The 20,860-nt window shown below is 71.0% G+C and carries 15 protein-coding genes; 3 read left to right on the top strand and 12 right to left on the bottom strand.

Annotated elements, in window-relative coordinates; genetic code table 11:
- Positions 1-3 precede the first annotated feature (3 nt).
- Positions 4-3,360, bottom strand: a complete 3,357-nt coding sequence (locus NVV99_RS16270; RefSeq protein WP_041803408.1) for an ATP-dependent helicase — start codon at positions 3,358-3,360, stop codon at positions 4-6.
- Positions 3,357-6,680 (bottom strand): ATP-dependent DNA helicase, encoded by a 3,324-nt coding sequence (locus NVV99_RS16265; protein WP_024101473.1) that lies wholly within the window; start codon positions 6,678-6,680, stop codon positions 3,357-3,359. The genes NVV99_RS16270 and NVV99_RS16265 overlap by 4 nt, the downstream gene beginning before the upstream one ends.
- Positions 6,681-6,825: 145 nt before the next feature.
- Here NVV99_RS16265 and NVV99_RS16260 point away from each other — a divergent pair, with 145 nt between their 5' ends.
- Positions 6,826-7,620, top strand: coding sequence for an alpha/beta fold hydrolase (locus NVV99_RS16260; RefSeq protein WP_019288472.1), 795 nt, complete (start codon positions 6,826-6,828; stop codon positions 7,618-7,620).
- Between the two features lie 3 nt (positions 7,621-7,623).
- Positions 7,624-7,965, top strand: coding sequence for an MGMT family protein (locus tag NVV99_RS16255; RefSeq protein ID WP_006550258.1), 342 nt, complete (start codon positions 7,624-7,626; stop codon positions 7,963-7,965).
- Here the strand turns inward: NVV99_RS16255 and NVV99_RS16250 are convergent.
- Genes NVV99_RS16250 through NVV99_RS16240 form a run of 3 tightly spaced genes read right to left on the bottom strand, consistent with a single transcriptional unit; the run spans position 7,924 to position 10,278 of the window.
- Positions 7,924-9,288 carry a DUF6297 family protein gene (locus tag NVV99_RS16250; protein ID WP_024101474.1) on the bottom strand — a complete coding sequence of 455 codons (1,365 nt, stop codon included), beginning with the start codon at positions 9,286-9,288 and terminating at the stop codon, positions 7,924-7,926. The genes NVV99_RS16255 and NVV99_RS16250 overlap by 42 nt on opposite strands.
- Entirely contained in the window at positions 9,279-9,932 is a 654-nt protein-coding gene (locus tag NVV99_RS16245) for an ABC transporter ATP-binding protein (RefSeq protein WP_006550256.1), read from the bottom strand. The genes NVV99_RS16250 and NVV99_RS16245 overlap by 10 nt, the downstream gene beginning before the upstream one ends.
- Complete coding sequence (locus NVV99_RS16240; RefSeq protein ID WP_024101476.1) at positions 9,865-10,278, bottom strand: DUF6412 domain-containing protein; 414 nt, start codon at positions 10,276-10,278, stop codon at positions 9,865-9,867. Before NVV99_RS16240 ends, NVV99_RS16245 begins: the two co-directional genes overlap by 68 nt.
- Positions 10,279-10,421: 143 nt before the next feature.
- Between NVV99_RS16240 and NVV99_RS16235 the strand changes: the two genes are divergently transcribed.
- The gene (locus NVV99_RS16235; RefSeq protein WP_024101477.1) at positions 10,422-12,158 is read left to right on the top strand and encodes an NTP transferase domain-containing protein; all 1,737 of its coding nucleotides are present in this window, start codon (positions 10,422-10,424) and stop codon (positions 12,156-12,158) included.
- A gap of 1 nt (position 12,159) precedes the next feature.
- Here the strand turns inward: NVV99_RS16235 and NVV99_RS16230 are convergent, their stop codons facing one another.
- The 7 genes from NVV99_RS16230 to moeZ form a co-directional block, all read right to left on the bottom strand.
- The gene (locus tag NVV99_RS16230) at positions 12,160-12,888 is read right to left on the bottom strand and encodes a sirohydrochlorin chelatase (RefSeq protein ID WP_024101478.1); all 729 of its coding nucleotides are present in this window, start codon (positions 12,886-12,888) and stop codon (positions 12,160-12,162) included.
- On the bottom strand, positions 12,885-14,024 hold the full coding sequence (locus NVV99_RS16225) for a uroporphyrinogen-III synthase (RefSeq protein WP_024101479.1): 1,140 nt from the start codon (positions 14,022-14,024) through the stop codon (positions 12,885-12,887). The genes NVV99_RS16230 and NVV99_RS16225 overlap by 4 nt, the downstream gene beginning before the upstream one ends.
- Entirely contained in the window at positions 14,021-14,455 is a 435-nt protein-coding gene (gene nirD / locus NVV99_RS16220) for a nitrite reductase small subunit NirD (protein ID WP_006550251.1), read from the bottom strand. Before nirD ends, NVV99_RS16225 begins: the two co-directional genes overlap by 4 nt.
- An 89-nt stretch (positions 14,456-14,544) precedes the next feature.
- Positions 14,545-17,061, bottom strand: a complete 2,517-nt coding sequence (gene nirB, locus NVV99_RS16215) for a nitrite reductase large subunit NirB (RefSeq protein WP_260782933.1) — start codon at positions 17,059-17,061, stop codon at positions 14,545-14,547.
- Between the two features lie 30 nt (positions 17,062-17,091).
- Entirely contained in the window at positions 17,092-18,546 is a 1,455-nt protein-coding gene (locus tag NVV99_RS16210) for a NarK/NasA family nitrate transporter (RefSeq protein ID WP_024101481.1), read from the bottom strand.
- A gap of 122 nt (positions 18,547-18,668) precedes the next feature.
- Positions 18,669-19,523, bottom strand: a complete 855-nt coding sequence (locus tag NVV99_RS16205; protein WP_006550248.1) for a TIGR02569 family protein — start codon at positions 19,521-19,523, stop codon at positions 18,669-18,671.
- A 75-nt stretch (positions 19,524-19,598) separates the two neighbouring features.
- The gene (gene moeZ / locus NVV99_RS16200) at positions 19,599-20,831 is read right to left on the bottom strand and encodes an adenylyltransferase/sulfurtransferase MoeZ (RefSeq protein ID WP_024101482.1); all 1,233 of its coding nucleotides are present in this window, start codon (positions 20,829-20,831) and stop codon (positions 19,599-19,601) included.
- Positions 20,832-20,860 lie beyond the last annotated feature (29 nt).

Genomic DNA, 20,860 nt, shown 5'->3' with positions numbered 1-20,860 from the left:
GCGTCACTCGCCGTCGGCACGCCCTCGCAGATTCCCCGCCTCGAGCACGAGGCGTTCGAGCATCGCCGCATTCGGCAGTTCCTCGGGCGCGACGGTGCGTCCGGTGCGGACGTAGTGGAAGGCCGCTCGGACCTTGTGCAGCGGCAGTTCGGCCGGTCGGCCGGTGAGCCGCTCGGTCCGCGCTGCCATCAACTGGGCCCAGGCGAGCCGGTAGGCGGCGAGCTGCACACCCACCGCGGCGAGCTTCTCGCCTTCCGGTTCGGCGCCGGTCTTCCAGTCGATGACCGTCCAACCGCCGTCCGGATCCTCGAAGACGGCGTCGATACGTCCGCGGATCACGGTGCCGCCCAGGGCCGTTTCGAACGGCACCTCGACCTCGACGGGGTTGCGCGACGCCCACTTCGACCGCAGGAATGCCTCCTGGAGCCGGTCGAAGTGCGAATCGTCGCCGTCCTCGTCGTCGGCACCGGGAAGCTCGTCGAGGTCGAGCAGGCGCGTCGCGCCGAATCTGCGCTCGAGCCACGCGTGGAAGGCGGTGCCGCGACGCGCGAGCGGATTGGGCCGGAACGGCAACGGACGACGCAGACGCGCGGCGAGGGCGTCGGGATCGGTGGCGAGATCGACGAGTTGGCTGACTGACAGCTGTGCGGGCAGCACCACCTCGGCGCTCTGCTCGGCGCGCTGTTCGCGTTCGGCCAGGAGCGCATCGACGTCGGTGGCCCACTCGTCGGGATCGTCGTCGTATTCGGTCGGGAGGTCGGTCCGGTCGAACTCGGCGAGGACCAGTGCCGCGCCGCGTTCGACCTCGGTGCGCCGGGCACCGAGCGGGTCGCGCGGCCACAGTGCGCTGCGCGGTGAGGCCGTGAGCGGGTTCTCCTCCTCCGGTTCGGGTTCCGGAGCCCAGTGGTCGATCGCACCGAGTTCGGGCCGGGCCGTGACGATCTCGTGCAGTTCCTCGAGGAACGGCGAGGGTCCCTTCGGTTCGGATCCGGTGTCTGCCCAGTGGTGGGCGGAGACGAACAGTGTTCGTTCGGTGCGGGTGAGAGCGACGTAGAACAGCCGACGGTCCTCGTCGAGCTTGCGGCGCTTGAGCGCGTCCTTGTGGGAGTCGATGGCCCGCTCGAGCATCTTGCGATCGGAGAGGTCGTCGAGCTCGAGCACGGGCACACCGTCGGTGCTGCCCGGATCGTCGGCGGGCAGCACCCGGTCGCCCCGCAAGTGCGGGGGAAGTTCGGTCGTCGAACCGAGCCAGGTCGCGGCGGCGGTGGAGGATGGGAAGACCCCGGCAGCGACATGTGGGACGGCGACGACCTCCCATTCGAGGCCTTTCGCGGAGTGGACGGTGAGAACCTGCACGCGGTCGGGGTCGACTTCCACCTCACCGGGCGCGAGCCCCTGCTCGATCTCCTCCGCCGCCGCGAGATAGGACAGCAAACCGGGCAGGGTCGCGTTGGTCCGCCCCGCGTAGGACGCGACGACCGAGGCGAAGGCGTCGAGATGCTCGCGGCCGGCGACACCGCGTCGGCGGCCCACGCGGGCCTCGGTCTCGATGCCGATACCGAGCACACGCTCGACCTCGGCGACGAGTTCGGTGAGCGGCTGGCCGAGCCGCTCGCGCAGGGAGGTCAATTCGCGACCGAGCGCGACGATGCGCGCGTAGCCGAACTTCGAATAGCGGCTGCTGTCGCCGGGATCGGAGATCGCATCAGCGAGACCGGCCTGGTCGGCATATTCACCGGGCAGCGCCGAATCGAGGGCGTCCTCGAGCGCGTCGGGATCGGTCACCGCACCGGCGACACCCCAGCGTCCCGCGATGGCCAGTTCCTGGGCGCGCTCCCACAGTGCCTTCAGGTCGGCGGCACCGAGCTGCCAGCGGGCGCCGGTGAGCACCCGCACAGCTGCGCTCCCGGCCAGCGGATCCGCCGCCAGGCGCAGCATCGCGAGCACGTCGGCGACTTCGGGCGTGTGCAGCAACCCGCCGATGCCGACGACCTCGACCGGAAGGTCGCGGGCGCGCAGCGCCTCGGCGATCGGAGCGGCGTCGGCGTTGCGTCGGACGAGGACCGCAGCGGTCGGCGGTGTGCGTCCGGCCTCGCGGGCGGCGGCGTACTCGTCGGCGATCCGGTCGGCGACCCAGTCGCGTTCCACCGCGACGTCGGAGTGCAACGCGAGGCGGACGTCGCCGGCGGCCGCGTCGGGGCGGGGACGCAACCGGCTGACCGACACCCCGCGATCGCGCAGAGGTTCGGACGAGACGTTCGCCAGTTCGAGGGCCTGCGGCGGATTGCGCCAGCTGGTGAGCAGTTCGCGGGTGGGTGCCGGCTCGCCGTCGGCCGCCGGGAAGTCGGTCGCGAACCGCGGCAGGTTGGCGGCCGACGCGCCGCGCCAGCCGTAGATGGACTGCATGGGATCGCCGACCGCGGTGACCGCGAGACCGGGATCGGCGCCACCGCCGAACAGGGCGGCGAGCAACACGCGCTGGGCGTGCCCGGTGTCCTGGTACTCGTCGAGCAGCACAGCCCGGAATCGTTCCCGCTCCCCGGCTCCCACCTCGCGGTGATCGCGGGCGACCCGCGCGGCGAGCGACATCTGGCTCCCGAAGTCGAGAGCACCTTCGCGGCGCAGTGTCTCGGACAGCCGTTCGACGAGCGGAAGCAACTGCAACCGCGCGTGCTGGGTTTCGAGGTAGCCGAGCAGCGTCTTCGACGGTGCTCCGCGCTGCCCCGGGCCGGGCGGGAGGGTGTGCACCAGCTGTTCGAGTTCGACGTGGGCGTCGCGCAGCAGATCCGGCTCGACGAGGTGCTCGGAGAGCTGGCCGGACAGGGCGAGAACGGCCTCGGTCACCGATGCGGGATTGCGGTCGGTGTCGAGTTCGCCGTCCCACGAGCTGACCACGCGGTGCGCGACCTGCCACAGCTCGGTCTCGGACAGCAGCGTCGCCGACGGTTCGATGGGCAGCAGCAGACCGTGCTCGGTGAGCAGGCGACCGGCGTATGCGTGGTATGTGCTCACCTCGGGTTCGCTGCCGAGGATCCGTGCGCGCAACCCGCCGCTCGGATCGAGGTCGCGCAGGAGCGCCGATCCGGCGAGCTTGGCCAGGCGCGCCCGGATGCGGGCCGTGAGCTGCTGCGCGGCCTTACGCGTGAAGGTCAGGCCCAGCACCTGCTCGGGTTCGACGAGACCGTTGGCGACGAGCCACACCACCCGCGCGGCCATCGTCTCGGTCTTGCCGGCACCGGCCCCGGCGACGACCAGCATCGGGCCGGGCGGGGCCTCGATGACGGCGGCCTGCTCGGTCGTCGGCGGTAACTGTCCCAGTGCCTCCGCCAGGCGCTTCGCGCTCACCCGTGGTGCGCTCATTCCCCTGTCACCTGTCTGCCTTCGTCGTGTGCCGGGCAGCTCGACAGCACCGGGCAGTGGCGGCACCCGTCGTTGACCCTCGCAATGAAGCGGGGGCCGCGGGTCGCGGCCCCCGCGTCGTGGATGATCTCCCGCCACTGCGCGAGACCGTCCTCGTCGAGGGGCGGTTGCACGCGCTGCGTCGCGCCTTCCTTGTTGTGCGGCTTCGCCACGAAGACCAGGCGCGCGCCACCGGGCTCCGATGCCGGTTCGCCCTCGATCGCGCCGGCCGCCGCGGCCACCTGGTAGGCGGCGAGCTGGGCATGATCGCGCGCGGCGTCCTTCGACACGGGGTTCTTCGCGGTCTTGACGTCGATGACGACCGGGCGGCCCTCGGCGTCGCGTTCGAGCCGGTCGATGCGACCACGGAGCCGCACGCGGGGCTTGTCGTCGGAATCGGGTTCGAGGATGCCGTCGACCTTGATCTCGACGCCGATCTCGGTGAGCTCTCCGCGTGTGCCCTGCAGCCACGTCGAGAAGGTGTCGAGCATGCGGCGGGTGCGTTCGAGCTCGCGGCGGGCATACCATTCGGCACCCAGATCGACCGAGTCCCATGCCTTCTCGAGGGCCTGGTCGATGCGGTCGGGAGGGATCCGCCCGGCGAGCGCCTGGACGAGGGTATGTACCAGCGTGCCGGTGACGGCATGGCTGTTCTCGCCGTCGGAACCGCCGTGGCGCTCGAACATCCACCGCAGCGGACACGTCGTGAGCTGTTCGACCGTGGACGGCGACAATCGCACCGCGTCGTCGGGACCCCACAGCGGGTCGGCGGTGCTGGGATCGGCCGTGCCGTACCAGTCGTCGGGGTGGGCGCCGCGCACCCCGGCGCGCGCGAGCCGCGCGAGTTGCTGGGCGGCTCGCTGCTGTCGTTCGGGTTCGGTCTCGGCGATCTCGGGATCGCAGACCACGCTGCGCAGTTCGGCGACGAGGGCGGGCAGGGCCAGCACGCGGGTGCGGACCTCGTCGGGCGCCGGTTCGGCCAGGAGGTCGTCGGGCGCGTCGAGGTCGTCGGTGCCGACACCGCGCAGTTCGTCGACGAAACGGGACCGGACCAGTTCGCTGTCGCCGCTCACCGAATCGACGGCGGTCACCAGAAGGTGGGTGCGGGCGCGACTGCACGCCACCAGGAACAGGCGCCGCTCCTCGGCGAGCAGCGGTGCGGTGCGGGAGAGCCGCGCACCGGCCTCGTCGCCGCCGTCGGCACCGGAGACCGCGTCGATCAGGGCCTCGATGCCGAGCAGGGTGCCGCGGGCGCGCAGGCTCGGCCACAGCCCTTCCTGGACACCGGCGACCACCACGACGTCCCATTCGCGACCGGCGGCGGAGTGCGCGCTGACGACCGTGACCGCTTCGGATTCGGCGGCGACACGGGTGCGAGCCGTCGCAGGGATCTCCTGCTCGGTGAGATAGTCGACGAACCCGGCGATGTGTGCGCGGGGCAGACGGTCGACGTAGTCGGCGGCGGCGTCGAACAGAGCCACGACGCCGTCGAGATCGCGGTCGGCCTGCGCCCCGATCGGCCCACCCCAGGCCGACGCGGCGGCCCATCGCCGTTCGAGTCCGGTGGCCTGCCATGCCTCCCACAGCACGTCCTCGAGACCGCCCCCGCGCAGCGCCGCCGAGCGGGCCTTGCGCAGCACACCGAGCACCTTCCTCAGCGGTGCCGCCTCGACGTCGGTCAGCCCGCGGATCAGATGCGAGTTCCCGGCGGTGTCGTCGCCCTCGGTGAGCAGGATGCGCAGCAGTTCGGCGGAGTCGCGGTCGTTGCCCGATGCTAGCTCGACCCGCCGCAGACCACGCCGCAGTCTCCGCAGCGCGACCGGTTCGGCACCGCCGATGGGCCCGGACAGCAGGGCAAGTGCTTCGTCCCCGCCGAAGCCACTGTCGGATACCGCGCGCAGCACGAGCAGCAGTCCCGCGACGCTGTGCTGGCGGGCCAGCGGGAGTTCGGAGGCGGCGGTCGTCATCGGGACGCCCGCCGCGAGCAGCGCGCGACGCAGCGGCGCGAGTACCCGCGGCACGGACCGGACAACGATCGCCATGCGCGACCACGGCACACCGTCGACGAGATGGGACCGGCGCAGGGTGTCGGCGACCAGTGCCGCCTCCTTGGCCTGCGACGAGCACACCGCCACGCGGACCTGCCCCGGATCGCCCTCCTCGACGCGGTGCCCGGCCATACCCCGGTGCGGCGGCAGGCCCGGCAGTCTGCGGGTGATCCCGTCGGCGAGGGACGCCACCTCGGGAGCGGCGCGATGGTTGACACCCAACACGATGCGGCGCGATCCGTCGGCCTCGCCGAGGCTCTCGAGGAAGGAGGTGTCGGCGCCGCGGAAGCCGAAGACGGCCTGATCGGGGTCGCCGGCGATCGTGCTCGTGCGGGTGCCGGTACCGATCACGCGGACCAGGTCGGCGGCCTGCGGATCGAGATGCTGGGCGTCGTCGACGAGCAGGTGGCGGATGCGGCCGCGCTCGGCGGCCAGCAGATCGGGATCGGTCGCGAACGCCGCGAGCGCCGCGCCGACGAGTTCGGCCGCGTCGAGTGCCGGAGCGGTGGCCTCCGGAGCTTCGAGACCGACGGCACCGCGAAGCAGCATCACCTGCTCGTAGCGCTCCGCGAAACGCCCGGCCGCGACCCATTCGGGCCGATTGCGGCGCTCCCCGAGCGCGACCAGATCTTCCGGGCCGAGACCGCGCTCGTTGGCGCGCAACATCAGGTCGCGCAGTTCGACGGCGAAGCCCGTCATGCCCAGTGCCGGACGCAACCGCTCGGGCCACATCCCGGCGCCGTCGTCGATGTCGCCGCGCAGCAGTTCGCGCAGCACGGCGTCCTGTTCGGCGCCGGTGATCAGACGGGGCGGCGGATTGCCGTGCGCCGAGGCCTGCAACCGCAGCACCGCGAAGGCGTAGGAGTGGACGGTACGGACGAGCGGCTCGCGTGTGGCGCGGGGCACTGCGCCGTCGCCGAGCGCGATCAGACCGGCCGTGATCGCCTCGCGCACGGCGGTGGCGGCCCGCCGCGAATGCGTGAGGATGAGCACCGACTCGGGATCGGCGCCGGAGGCGATGCGGTGGACCGCGAGGTCGACCAGCAGGGACGTCTTGCCCGTGCCGGGACCGCCGAGGACCTGCCACGGCCGCCAGCGGAGGGAGGGCGGGGCGTCGTCGAACAGCACGCGCACGTCGTCGGGCCACTCGCGGGCCACCGGCGCCTCGGCGGACCTGCGCACGAGGCGCGCGGCCGGGCGGCGGACGCGATCGGGGATCTGCGGTTCGGACATGCGCGAGACGGTGGCGGGCAGGTCGGTGACCTGCGCCCGTAGTGGGTGCAGGTCGGGGATGCCGGTATCGACGTCGAGCATGACCCCATCCCACCAGACGGGTACGACAGCGTCCGGGGCACACCGCGGAGCCACGACTGGGATAGTGGTCGGCGTGAGTGCCACGGATCTTCTGCACACCCATCTGTTCGGCCCCGTCGACGGACCGGAGGTCCTCGCCCTGCACGGACTCACCGGTCACGGCCGACGCTGGCGGAACCTCGCCGAACGACACCTGCCCCACCTGCGGTTCGTCGCTCCGGACCTCCGGGGTCACGGCCGGTCGCCGTGGACTCCCCCGTGGTCGTGCGAGGCGCACATCGCCGACCTGAAGGCCGTGCTGGACGCACACACCACCGGTCCCGTCACCGTGGTGGGCCACTCCTTCGGTGGTGCCCTCGCGCTGCATCTCGCCGCCGCGGTGCCCGACAGGGTGCGGGCGCTGGTACTCCTCGATCCGGCGATCGGCCTCCCGGCCGACCGGATGCTCGAGATCGCCGACCTCACCCTCCACAACCCCGACTACACGGACGAGGCGGAGGCGCGGGCCGAGAAGGTCCACGGCGACTGGGGCGAGGTGGCCCCCGAGTTGCTCGACGAGGAGATCGCCGAGCACCTCGTCGAACTCGACTCGGGGCGTGTCAACTGGCGGATCTGCGTACCTGCGCTGGTGACCTCGTGGGGCGAGCTGGCCCGCGGACCCGTCCTGCCGCCGGCCGGTATCCCGACGATCTTCGTGCAGGCCGGGAAGGTGCAACCCCCGTACACCACGTCAAATTTCCGTCGCGACCTGGCGGAACGACTCGGCGACGACCTGACCCTGCTCGAATTCGACTGCGACCACATGATCGACCAGGCGCGTCCCGCCGAGACCGCCGAACTCGTGGCCCGGATGGTGTAGCCGGTGGTCACCACGGACGAGCAGATCGAGCGGGTCCGCGAACTCGTGGCCTCCGTGCCCGCAGGCCGGGTCGCGACCTACGGCGACATCGCCGGTGCCGCGGGCCTGTCGAGTGCACGCACCGTCGGATGGATCATGCGGACCGATTCCGCCGACCTGCCGTGGCACCGCGTGGTCCCGGCGTCCGGGCGACCGGCCTCGCACCTCGCGCGCCGGCAACTCGCGCGTCTCGAACTCGAGGGCGTCCCGATCTCCGGCGACCGGATCGATCTCACCCGTGCTCGACACCGGTTCCCGCCGGGCTCAGGCGAGCACGGCGGCGAGCCACGCGCAGACGACGAGTAGGTCCGGTCCCCGCGCCCACTGCCGGAGCAGATCGACCGGAATCTGCCCGACGGCCGTCTCGAGGATCAGACCGTCGTACCCGATCGGAGGTCGCGTGCGCATCCGATAGGCGGCCGCGCACCCACCGACGATGACGATCACGACGCTCGCCACCGACGCACTCCCGGCGAATCCCGTCACGGCACCGGCGACGACCGCGGCCGACCCCGGGACGGCCGAGAGTGCGCGACGCAGATACGTGTCGCTCGTACCGAGCAGGACGGCGAAATCGGGATCGCGGCTCACGTCGCGCAGACCCGCACCGAAGATCGTCGCCACGGTGAAGACGGCGACGAGCTGCACCACGACAGCGGCGGGCGGCGATACGACCGACATCAGCACCACGACGCCGAGCAGCGCCACGCACGCGACGAGCACGGGTGTGGGCCTACGGACATGGCGGAGCAGATCGGAACGGACGAGTGCCGCGATCCGGCGGCGCGGCAGGGCCCGCGAGCGGCGGGATCCGATGCGCAACCAGGCCTTCCGTTCGACCACGCCTGTCAGCAGCGAAGGATCGAGTGCCGTGAACGACGCCGACACACCGACCGCGGTGTCCGATCCCACCCTCCACTCCGGTGCAGCGATCCTGTCGCATCGACGCAACGCCGAGACCGCCGGTGCCGCAACGGCGATCCCCGCCCCCACCACGAACAACGGTCCCGGCGGTGGCACCGCGACGCCGACGGCGGCGACCGTCACCACGCCCGGAACGGCGACGAGGCACAGCCCGACCACGACCCGCACGACCGCGGGCACGAGTACCCGGCACTGCACGAGCATCGGAAGGGCGACGGCACCGACACCGAGAGCGGCAGCGAGACATGTGAACGCGACGCGCCCCTCCGGGGTGGTCACGAACGTCGCGAACCGTCCCGCGAGAGCACCCGCGATTGCACCGCAGATCAGGAGCGCCGCGACTCTCGGGCGGAGTGCCGCACCGCGATCCACCGGTGTGGACAGCAGCCAGAACTCCGTCTCGGTACCGCACGTCACCGGACCTGCGGCCCGGGTGGACGCCGTCCCCGCAGCGACCGCGATCGCGACGACGGCCCATCCCCACGCCGAGGTGCACCCCGAATCGCGCACGATCGGGTCCCCGCACGCGAAGGTCGTCGCCGGAAGGGAGAACAACCACCACGCCAGTCCCCCGCCGACATACAAGCCGAGGACGACCAGCACAGCGAGGGCCGGACGATCCACCAGCGGCGCGCGCCGGCGCTCGAAGGCGTGACGGAGCGCGCGGAGGTCGCGCGCGCCGGGGACGGTTCCGGTCAGCTCCATCGGTCCGCCTCCACCACCTGGTCGGCGACCGCGTCCACCAGCGCGACATCGTGCGAGACCATCAGCACGGTGCCGCCCGCGCGCTTCTCGGCTTCCAGTGTGGACGCCAGCCACCGGCGACCGGCGTCGTCGAGATGCTGTTCGGGTTCGTCGAGGACGAGCAACCGCCGGGGCCGTACCAGCGCGGAGGCCAGCGCGAGCCGGCGGCGTTGCCCGCTCGAGAAGGTCAGCGGCAGTCGATCGGCCGACGCGGCGAGACCGACCGTCTCGAGGACCTGTGTCGCCGCGTCGAACGGGTCGGTCACGCCGTGACCGGTGGCGACGAGTTGCAGGTGTTCGTGCGCGGTGAGATGCGCGAATGTCGCCACGTCGCCGAGGACTGCGGCGACCTGCCGTCGCAGCGTCGGCGAGCTCTCGTCGACGGGGACGCCGTGGATCTCGACAACGCCCTCGTCGAGTCGGTCGACGCCGACGACGCATCCGAGCAGGGTGGACTTGCCGGTGCCGTTCGCGCCGATCACGGCGCAACATCGGCCGGGGGCGACGTCGACGTTCACCCCGGTGAAGACGGTCAGGTCACCGAACGAGCGGTGGGCGTTGCGGACGGACACGGCGGGTGTGCCGTGTGGATAGGGATCGAACATGGAAAATCTCCCGGTGTTCCTCGTCGGACGGAGTGTCGAGGGCGAGGACGGAACCGGGTGAGCGCGGACGTGGCCGTCCGGCGGTGTCGGGGTGGGAGTGGCGGCGGAACCCGCCGCGCAGACGTCGTTCCTCGGAGGTCGGGCCCCGGATGCTGCGACCGAAGGCGAACAGCGGATCCTCCGCGGCGGCGACGAACGCGAGTGCTGCGACGACCACCACCAGCAGGCCGAGGAGCAGTCCGGCGGTGTCGCCGGTGGAGACCGCGGTGACCGGAACGACCGCGGCGACGAGCCAGGACATGAGGACGACGAACACCGCCGCGCCGTTCCGCCAGCCGAAGAACATACCCGCCAGTCTATCCGCGACACGGCAGTGCGATCGGTGCCGGACACGGCAGTGCGATCGGTGCCGGACACGGCAGTGCGATCGGTGCCGGACACGGCGAGTACAGACGATCACGAGCGCGGCGGATGAGGCAGCATGAAGACATGAGCACGCTCACCCACGTCGAAGCCGTGATCGTCGCGGGAGGCCGCGCGACCCGCATGGGAGGCGTCGACAAGCCCGCTCTGACCGTCGGCGGCCGCAGGATGCTCGACACCGCCCTGGGCGCGGTCGAGGGGTGCGCGCGGGTGACGGTGGTGGGTCCGCACCGCGACGATCTCGACCTCCACGTGCTGCAGATCCAGGAGACACCGCCCGGCGCGGGTCCGGTCGCGGCGCTGGCAGCGGCGGATCCGGTCGCCGATCTCGTGGTCACTCTCGCCGCCGACCTTCCGTTCGTCACACCGACGACGGTTGCTGCCCTGCTGGAGGCCCTGAACGAGGATGCGACGGCCGAGGCCGCCTTCGCGGTGGACGACACCGGCCGGGTGCAGTTCCTGCTCGCCGCGTGGCGGACACCGGCGCTGGCCGCGCGTCTGGACTCTCTCGGTGGAGACGTCGCGAACCGGCCCATGAAGGCGTTGTTGCCCGAGCGGTACGTCACCGTCTCGGTGTCCGAGGCGACCGACTGCGACACCCCTGCCGATCTGGAGGCGGCGCGCGCCGGATCCGCGACCGCCCGTGTGGCCGCCGATCCGGACCGGGCGCGGAGAATCCTACGGGAAGCGTTGTCGCCGTTGCCTTCCCGCACCGTTCCGGTCGAGGAGGCGCGGGGCGCCACATTGGCGGCTCCGCTCGTCGCGGTGGAGGCGTTGCCTCGCGTCCGCACCTCGGCGATGGACGGTTACGCGGTGGCGGGCGACGGACCGTGGTTGTTGCGCAACGAGATCCGCTACGCGGGCGACGGAGGCTCGCTCACGCTCGGCGACGGGGAAGCGGCCCGGATTGCGACGGGCGCCCACCTGCCGGGCGGCGCGACCGCCGTCGTGCGCGACGAGTTCGTCCGCATGGAAGGCGGTCTCGTCAGTCGCCTGCCCGATGCGCCCGTGCGCGACGACGCGCGGCGCCGCGGGGAGGACTGGGAGTCGGGGACGGTCCTCGCCGAGGCCGGCACCGCCGTGAGCCCGGCGGTCGCCTCCGCGGCCGCCAGCGGTGAGGTCACCGAACTCCGGGTGCGAGGTCCTCTACGGGTGCATATAGTGCTCACCGGCGACGAGATCCGACGCACCGGCCCTCTGCGCGAGGGGCAGACGCGCGACTCGCTGGGTCCGGTACTCCCGGACTTCGTCCGCTGGTGCGGCGCCACGGTGGTCGGTGAAGGGCATCTCCGCGACACCGCCGACGGATTCGATGCGTTGTTCACGGGCACCGATGCCGATGCGATCGTCATCGTGGGCGCGACGGGCGGTGGCGCCGCCGATCAGTTGCGCGGTGCGCTGGCGCGGGCCGGCGCGCAGGTGGTCGTCGAACGGGTGCGGTGCAAGCCCGGCGGATCACAGGTCGCGGCGACGCTGCCGGACGGCCGTGCCGTGCTGGGACTGCCCGGGAATCCGGTGGCGGCGGTGTCGACGCTGCTGGTGCTGCTGCCTGCGATCGTCGACGGCCGCACCCTCCGCACCCCGGCGACTCCTGTGACCGCTCCGCTGGCGAACGCCTCGGAGGTCGTCGGCGACATCACGCGGTTGCTCCCCGCCCGCCAGGACGTGCAGGGACGATGGTTGTGTGACAACACGATTCGTACCGCGCATCTCGCCGGCCTCATCGGGCGCAGCGCGATCGCCGTGGTGCCACCGGGAGCGGTGGACGGCGACCGCGTCGAATTGCTGCCGCTCCCCCGCTGATTCAGGCGCGGTGGCGAGCCGCTCCCACGGGAGCGAGGCGCAACGCGTCGACCGCGGAGCGGTAGCGCCGGGCCACGAGGTCGACGACGGGTTCGGCGACACCGATCGGCGCAGCGACGCCGTCGGCGCCGACCTCCGCCAGGCGGTGGTGGAACAGACCGTCGGCGAGAAGATACGACGCGACGAACACCCGGTGTGCGCCGCCGGCGCGGACCTCGTCCACGACGGTCGCGACCCGCGGTTCTCCGGTGGCGATCCATCCGACGCGCACCGGGGTCTGCACGAGCGACGAGACCATGCGGGCCGTCACGTGGACGTCGTGGCGGGCGCGAGGGTCGGACGAGCCGGCGGCCGCGAGAACGACGTCGTCGCCCTCGACCCAGCCGGCCTGCCGCAACCGCTCGACGAGGACACGGGCGAGAGCAGGATCGGGACCGAGCGCGGGGGTGATCGTCACCGCGTCGTTCCCGCCGGCCGCGACCTCGCGCGGAACGTCGGTGTGCACGTGATAGCCGGAGGCGAGGAAGGCGGGGACGAGCACGGTCGGACGGCCGGTGTCGCGCAGGACCTCCGAGGGCGACGGTCCGAGGACGTCGACGAAGGCGACACGGGTGGGGCCGACGCGGGAGGAGACGGCATCGGCGAGCGCCGCGATCATGTCGACACCGCGCGGATTGCGGGTGCCGTGCGCAACGAGCAGGAGCGCCGGGTCGGCGTGTGTACCGGTCATGGATGCATTCCTTCCGGGTCGACGGCGAGGCGGTAGCCGCGCTTGACGACGGTCTGCACGATCGCCGGTGCGCCGAGAGCCGAGCGCACCCGGGCGACCGCGGTTTCGACGGCGTGAGTGTCGCCGCCACCGCCGGGCAGGGCCGCGAGGAGTTCCTCGCGGGAGACGACGAGACCGGCGCGCGCGACGAGTGTGCGCATCAGGGCCATCCCGGTAGGGGGAAGGCACCGCACGGTGCCGTCGACGATCACGCAGCGCCCTCGCGGGCTGAGTACGTGACCGCCGGCCTCGATGCGCACAGCCCGCCGGGGCAGTTCCTCGGCGATGTGCCGGGCCAGCGAGCCCAGCCGGGATCGGGTGGGCATGCTGACGGGTACGTCGAGTTCGGTGAGCGGTGCCGCGGTGACGGGACCGACGCACACCGCGGTGACGCCGGTCCGCAGCGACCGGAGCATCGGCTCGAGCCAGCCGGTCTCCTTGGCCCGCATGAGCATCGACGCGACGGCCGGTGCACTGGTGAAGCTCACGGCGTCGAGTCCGCGTTCGACGATCTGCTCGATCATCCGGTCGAGCGCGGTGAGATCCTCGGGGGCCGTCCATCGGTAGACCGGGACGGGCACGACGTCGGCGCCCGCAGCGCGCAGCGCATCGCACACGTCGGTCCCAGGCTCCCATTCGGTGCGCTCGCCGTGCAACTGCACCGCGATGCGGCGGCCGGCGACCCCCTCCTTCAGCAGAAGTTCGAGCACCTCGGCGGTCGATTCCGAGGAAGGAGACCACTCCTCGCGGAGTTCGGCGGCCCGGATCGCGCCCGTGACCTTCGGGCCACGGGCGAGGATCCGGCTCGAGCCGAGTGCCTGCGCGAGGTCGTCGGCGAGTCCCCAGCCCTCCGCTGCACCCATCCACCCGCGGAATCCGATCGCCGTGGTGGCGATCGTGATGTCCGGGGGCTGCGCGACGATACAGCGGGTGACGCGCTCGAGCTCGTCGTCGTCGGACAGCGGGATGATGCGGATGGCGGGGGCGTGCACGACCTCGGCCCCACGCCTGGTGAGGAGCGTGGCGAACTCCTCGGCACGCCGAGCTGCCGTCACGCCGATGGTGAATCCCCGCAACGGCGCGTTGTCGTCGCTCACGAACCCTCTCCGGTCGGCCCCTCGTGCCGCTGGTCACGGGGGACGAGGCTGTGGATCTGGACGACTCCCGCCCATACGCGCACCTCGTAGACGGGCAGACGCACCGACGGATCGTCGAGGTACCGGCCGTCGTCGAGGGAGAAGACCTGCTTGAGCAGCGGCGACGCCACGGTGGGCTCTCCGCCCCGGTCGCCCACGATACCGCGGGACATCACCGCGGCGCGGCCGAACGGATCGAAGTTGCTTACTGCGCGCAGCGTTCCGTCGTCGAGCAGGAACAGGGCCACCTGCTCGCCGCCGCGCAGCAGCACGGCCACGCCGCGGCCCGGAATGAGATGGCTGAGCGGACAGGCCGAGGTCCATTCCAGTCGCCCGTCGAACACGCTGTCGCGCGTCGATCCCCCTACGGTGTGCGTCTCGATGACGGTCATCGCTGTCCTCCTTGAAACTGCTGTCCTGAAGTGTGGGTGCCGGGTGTTTCGAGCGCGTTACCCGCTCGTTCCCTCGGGGTAAGCGGTCGTCACGCCCCGGTTCCGGGTCCGATGCCCGGCATACCCACGAGGACGGGGACCTTGCGGGGGCCGCTGTCGTCGAAGCGGACCGTGGGGTCGGGCTGCTCGGGCGCGTTGACGAACGAGACGAACCGCGCCAGCTTCTCCGGATCCTCGAGGACACCGGCCCACTCGTCCTTGTAGCCCTCGACATGCTTGGCCATCGCGGCCTCGAGATCGTCGGCGATGCCGAGGACATCGTCGCACACGACCTCCTCGAGGTGCGCGAGACCGCCCTCGAGTGCGTCGAGCCACGGCGCGGTGCGCTGGAGCCGGTCGGCGGTGCGGATGTAGAACATCAGGAACCGGTCGATGTAGCGGACGAGGGTCTCGTCGTCGAGACCACCGGCGAGGAGCTGTGCGTGCTTGGGCGACTGGCCGCCGTTGCCGCACACGTACAGGTTCCAGCCGTTCTCCGTCGCGATGACACCGACGTCCTTGCCGCGTGCCTCGGCGCATTCACGGGCGCAACCCGACACACCCATCTTGAGCTTGTGGGGCGATCGTAGTCCGCGGTAACGCAATTCGAGGGCGACGGCCATCCCGACCGAGTCCTGCACGCCGTAGCGGCACCAGGTGGAGCCGACACAGCTCTTGACGGTGCGCAGCGACTTGCCGTACGCCTGGCCGGATTCCATGCCGGCGTCGACGAGACGCTTCCAGATCTGCGGGAGCTGTTCGACGCGGGCACCGAACAGGTCGACGCGCTGACCGCCGGTCATCTTCACGTAGAGACCGAAATCGCGTGCCACCTCACCGATCACGATGAGCTGCTCGGGGGTGCACTCGCCACCGGGCATGCGCGGCACGACCGAGTAGGTGCCGTTCTTCTGGATGTTGGCGAGGAAGTGGTCGTTCGTGTCCTGCAGACCTGCCTGCTTCGGGTGCAGGATGTGGTCGGAGTCGGTGGACGCGAGGATCGAGGCGACCACCGGCTTGCAGATGTCGCAGCCGTGTCCGGTTCCGTACTGCGCGATGAGCGCGGAGAAGGTGCGGATGCCGGTGGCCTGGACGATCTCGAACAGTTCGGCGCGCGACTGCTCGAAGTGCTCGCACAGGGCCTTCGACATCTGCACACCCGACTGGGCGAGCAGTTGCTTGATGCTCGGGAGGCAGCCGCCGCAGGTGGTGCCCGCACTCGTGCACGACTTGATCTGCGCGATGTCGCAGGCGCCCTCGGAGATCGCGCCGCAGATCGCGCCCTTGGTGACACCGTTGCACGAGCACACCTCGGCGTCGTCGGGCAGCGCGCCGGCGCCCGGCTTCTCCCCCACCGGGGAGATCAGCGTGGCCGGATCACCCGGCAGTTCGCGGCCCACCAGCGGTCGCAGCGTGCCGTAGGCGGAGGCGTCGCCGACGAGGATGCCACCGAGCAGGGTCTTCGCGTCGTCGGAGACGACGAGCTTGGCGTAGGTGCCCTTCGCGGAGTCGGACAGCACGACCTCGAGGGCGCCGGGCGTCGTCGCGTGGGCGTCGCCGAAGCTCGCGACATCCACGCCGAGCAGTTTGAGCTTCGTCGACAGGTCGGCGCCGGGGAACTCGGCGGTGCCGCCGACGAGCCGGTCGGCGACGACCTCGGCGGTGCTGTAGCCGGGGGCTACGAGTCCGTAGCAGGTGCCCTCGACGGCCGCGCATTCACCGATCGCGTAGACGGCCTCGTCCGAGGTGCTCCGACAGGTGCGGTCGGTGAGCACACCGCCGCGGCCGCCGAGTTCGAGTCCGGCCTCGCGGGCGAGTTCGTCCTGGGGACGGATGCCGGCGGAGAAGATCACGAGCCCGGCCTCGAGGGCGGAGCCGTCGGACAGGGTCACCTGGAGCGCCTCAGGTCCGGCCTCGATCTTCTCGGTGCCCACACCTGTGTGGGTGACGAGGCCGAGGTCGGTGACGAGACGGTCGAGGACACGGCCGCCGCCCTCGTCGACCTGGGCGGGCATGAGCCGGTTGTTGTACTCGACGACGTGCGGGGTCACGCCCAGCAGGCGCAGCGCGTTGGCGGCCTCGAGTCCGAGCAGGCCACCACCGATGACGATGCCGGCGAGGCCGGCGGCCTTGGCGCGTTCGGCGGCGGCGCGGATGCCGTCGAGATCGTCGAGCGTGCGGTAGACGAAGCAGCCGGGCAGGTCGTGGCCGGGCACGGGGGGCACGAAGGGGTACGAGCCGGTCGCGAGGACGAGGCTGTCGTAGGGCAGAACGTCGCCGCCGGCGGTGGTGACGGTGCGGGCCGCGCGGTCGATTCCCACGGCGCGGGTGCCGACACGAAGGTCGACGAGGTCGTCTGCTGCGTAGTCGTTTCCGGCGAGGGCGAGTTCCTTGCGGTCCCAGGCTCCGACGTAGGACGACAGCCCCACGCGGTCGTAGGCGGCGTCGGCCTCCTCGCCGAGCACGGTCACCGACCAGCTGTTCTGCTCGTCGCGGACGCGAAGGGCTTCGACGAAGCGGTGGGCGACCATTCCGTGTCCGACGACGACGACGTTCTTGCGGCTCATGATGTTCTCTTTCTTCGTGCCGGGGATCGGTCAGACTGCGACGCGGGCCGGGGCGGGAGCCTCGGTGGACGGCTCGCTCGTGGGGGTGGTGTGAGGGCGGCGGAGGAAGACGAACCAGGTCACCGCGATGCACACGAGGTAGAAGATCGCGAAGACCCAGAAGGCCATCGTCGCGGACTGCGCCTCGCCGCCGTAGGAGGCGCGGAAGACGAGGTTGATGCCCACGCCGCCGAGTCCGCCGATGGCACCGGCGAAGCCGATGAGGGCACCGGACATGCTCCGCGACCAGGCGGCCTTCTCGTCGCGATCCAGTTCGTCGAGATCCTGCGCACGGGCCTCGAAGATGGACGGGATCATCTTGTAGACCGAGCCGTTGCCGAGCCCGGAGAGCAGGAACAGGGCGATGAAGCCGAGCACCATGGCGGTCAGCACACCGCCGGTCGCGGCGCCGGTGGTGCGGTCGTCAAGGGTGCCGGCGACGATGAGCACCGCGGCGGCCAGGGCCATCGCGACGAAGGTGTAGAGGGTGATCTTCCCGCCGCCGATGCGGTCGGCGAGCTTTCCGCCGAGCGGGCGCGAGATGGATCCGAGGAGCGGGCCGATGAAGGCGATCTGCGCGGCGTGCAGTGCGGCCTGGGCGGGGGTGTCGCCGCCGGCGAGGAAGTTGATCTGCAGGACCTGACCGAAGGCGAAGCTGAAGCCGATGAACGAACCGAAGGTGCCGATGTAGAGGAAGGAGATGATCCACGAATCGCGGAACTTCAGCGCGGCGCCCATGGCCCGCAGGTCGGCCTTCTGATCACGGAGGTTGTCCATGAACAGGGCGGCACCGAGCGCGGCGACGGCGCACAGGACCAGGTAGACCGCGCACACGATCCAGGGCTCGGTGTTGCCGACGGTGGCGATGACGAGCAGGCCGATCAGCTGAACGGCCGGGACACCGATGTTCCCGCCGCCGGCGTTGAGTCCGAGGGCCCAGCCCTTCAGTCGCTGCGGGTAGAAGGCGTTGATGTTGGTCATCGACGAGGCGAAGTTGCCGCCGCCGACACCGGCCAGTGCCGCGACCAGCATGAACGTCGTGTAGGAGTGACCCGGGTTCAGCATCAGGTACAGCGCCCCGATGGTGGGGATCAGCAGTACGAGGGCACTGAAGATGGTCCAGTTGCGGCCACCGAAGCGGGCGGTGGCGACGGTGTAGGGGATGCGGAGGATCGCGCCGACGAGTGTGGGGACGGCGACCAGGAAGAACTTACCGGCGGCGTCGATGCCGTACACCTCGGTGGGCATGAACAGCACCATCACCGACCAGATCGACCAGACGGAGAAGCCGACGTGCTCGGCGATCACCGACCAGATCAGGTTGCGCTTGGCGACCTGCTTGCCGCCGGCCTCCCACGCCTCCACATCCTCGGCGTCCCACCGCTCGATGTTGTGCTTGCGCGCGAATTTGTCTCTGAGACTTTCCTTTTCGATGAAGGTCGTCATCGCCGTTCCTCCTCGGGTCCGTGTTGATCCCCAAGGTAGGAAACGGGTGTTGCTACGGTGCTGCCCGCGGTGACCGTCGCGTCAAGAGTTGCTCACCCCGGCCCCGGCCGCCCTGTGAGGTGTTACAGGAGGAACCGCACGAGGTCGGCGGTGTGCGCCAGGCCCGGGAAGGCGTCCTCGGTCGAGCGCGGGTGCAGCGCGTGCACGGCCAAACGGAAGATGACCGCGCGCAGCAGCATCTGCGGCCATTCCGGCAGGTCCTCCCAGCGACCGATGAGCCCTTCGTCGGCACCGCCCCACGACAGTGCGTCGACGACGGCGACGGCGGCCGCCCACGAGGCCGGACGCCAGTAGGGGGTGATGTCGGTCAGCCCGGGTGCCGCGCGCCCGGCGAACAGGACGGTGCCGAACAGGTCGCCGTGGACGAGCTGGTCGGGCAGGTGCACGGGCTTGCGGAAGGTCGCGAGCTGGTTGATGAGGTCGAGGCTCTTGCGGCCGTCGGGTGTCACCGTCTCGGGCGCACCGGCCGCGCGGGCGCTGCGCAACGGCACGGTCTCCCAGGCCGCGCGGTCGGCCGCGACGAACACGTCGACGTCCTCCCAGGGTGCGACGGGTGGCTGCATGAGGAAACGGGGACGTTCGAGCTGCGCGGTGGCGGTGTGCAGCCGCAGCGACAGCGAGACCACTTCGTCGTGCCTGGGCTCGGACGTACCGACGATGTAGGTGTCGGCGCGCCATCCGGAGACCACGTAGCGACCGTCGGTGGACCGCACCGGACGGGCCAGCCGCACACCGTCGACGGTCAGGGTCTCCCGCACTTTGGCGGACCAGGCCGCGCGAGCATGATCGGCGACTCGGGACAGCACCACGTCTCCACACCGGAAACCGCCGTCCCAGTCGGGCCCGAGCGGGACCGGTTCGACGTCGCGGAGACCGAATGTGGAGCACACGTGCTGAGGCGGTTCGAGTGAGCTCACGCAGCTCAACCTACCGCCGCACACCGCTCGGATCGGGCAGGCACTCCGCTGTTTCAGGTCACAACGAGGTCACCGTCAGTAGACCGGTAGCGAGGGATCCACCTGCTGCGCCCACGCGATCACCCCGCCGTGCAGATGTGTCGCGTCCGAGAATCCGGCTCGCACAAGCACTTCGAGCGCCTCGGCCGATCGGATTCCCGTCTTGCAGTACAGCACGATCGGCGTGTTCTGCGGCAGGTCGGCGAGGACCTCACCGGAGAGGATGCGGTCCTTCGGCACGAGCCGGGCACCGTCGATACGGACGATCTCCCACTCGACGGGTTCGCGCACGTCGATCAGCGCGATGTCGCGGCCCTCGTCGAGCATCCGGCGCAACTCGCTGGGGGTGACGGCCGAGCGAGCCGACGCGGCGGCATCGGGAACGATCCCGCAGAAGGCCTCGTAGTCGACGAGTTCGGTGACGGGCACCCGTCCCGGATCCCGGCGCAGGGTCACCGTCCGGAACGACATCGCGAGCGCGTCGTAGATCAGGAGGCGACCGAGCAGCGGCTCGCCGATCCCGGTGACGAGTTTGATCGCCTCGGTCGCCATGACGGTGCCGATCGTGCCGGGCAGGACGCCGAGTACCCCGCCCTCCGCGCAGGAGGGAACCATCCCCGGTGGCGGTGCCTCGGGGTAGAGGTCGCGGTAGTTCAGGCCGCGCCCATCCGGGGCGTCCTCCCAGAACACCGACACCTGGCCTTCGAAACGGAAGATCGATCCCCACACGTAGGGCTTGCCCGCGAGGACCGCGGCGTCGTTGACGAGATAGCGGGTCGCGAAGTTGTCGGTGCCGTCGAGGATGAGGTCGTACTGCTCGAACAGCTGCACGGCATTGCTCGACTCCAGGCGCGTCTCGTGCAGGCGCACAGTCACACCGTCGTTGATCGCCAGGATGCTGTCGCGGGCACTGTCCGCCTTGGGCCGTCCGACGTCGAAGCGGCCGTGGATCACCTGGCGCTGCAGGTTGGACGTCTCCACGTCGTCGAACTCGACGATGCCGATCGTGCCGACCCCCGCCGCCGCGAGATACAGCAGGGCGGGCGAACCCAGGCCGCCGGCGCCGATACACAGCACCCGCGCGTTCTTCAGGCGACGCTGGCCGGTGACCCCGACATTCGGTATGATCAGGTGACGGCTGTACCGCGCGACCTCCTCGCGACCGAGCTCCGGGCCGGGTTCCACCAACGGCGGAAGGGATCGGCGCGTCGAAGGTGTCGTTGCGGTCACGGGTTCTCCTGTCGCGATGCGTCCTGCGTCACCGTCCATGGTGCCATTCCCTGCTGCGACCCCCATTC

The sequence above is a fragment of the Rhodococcus sp. PAE-6 genome (assembly GCF_025290685.1).
Taxonomy (GTDB): Bacteria; Actinomycetota; Actinomycetes; order Mycobacteriales; family Mycobacteriaceae; genus Rhodococcus; species Rhodococcus pyridinivorans.
Note: the sequence above shows the minus strand (reverse complement) of the source record. Positions and strands in the feature narration are given on the sequence as shown.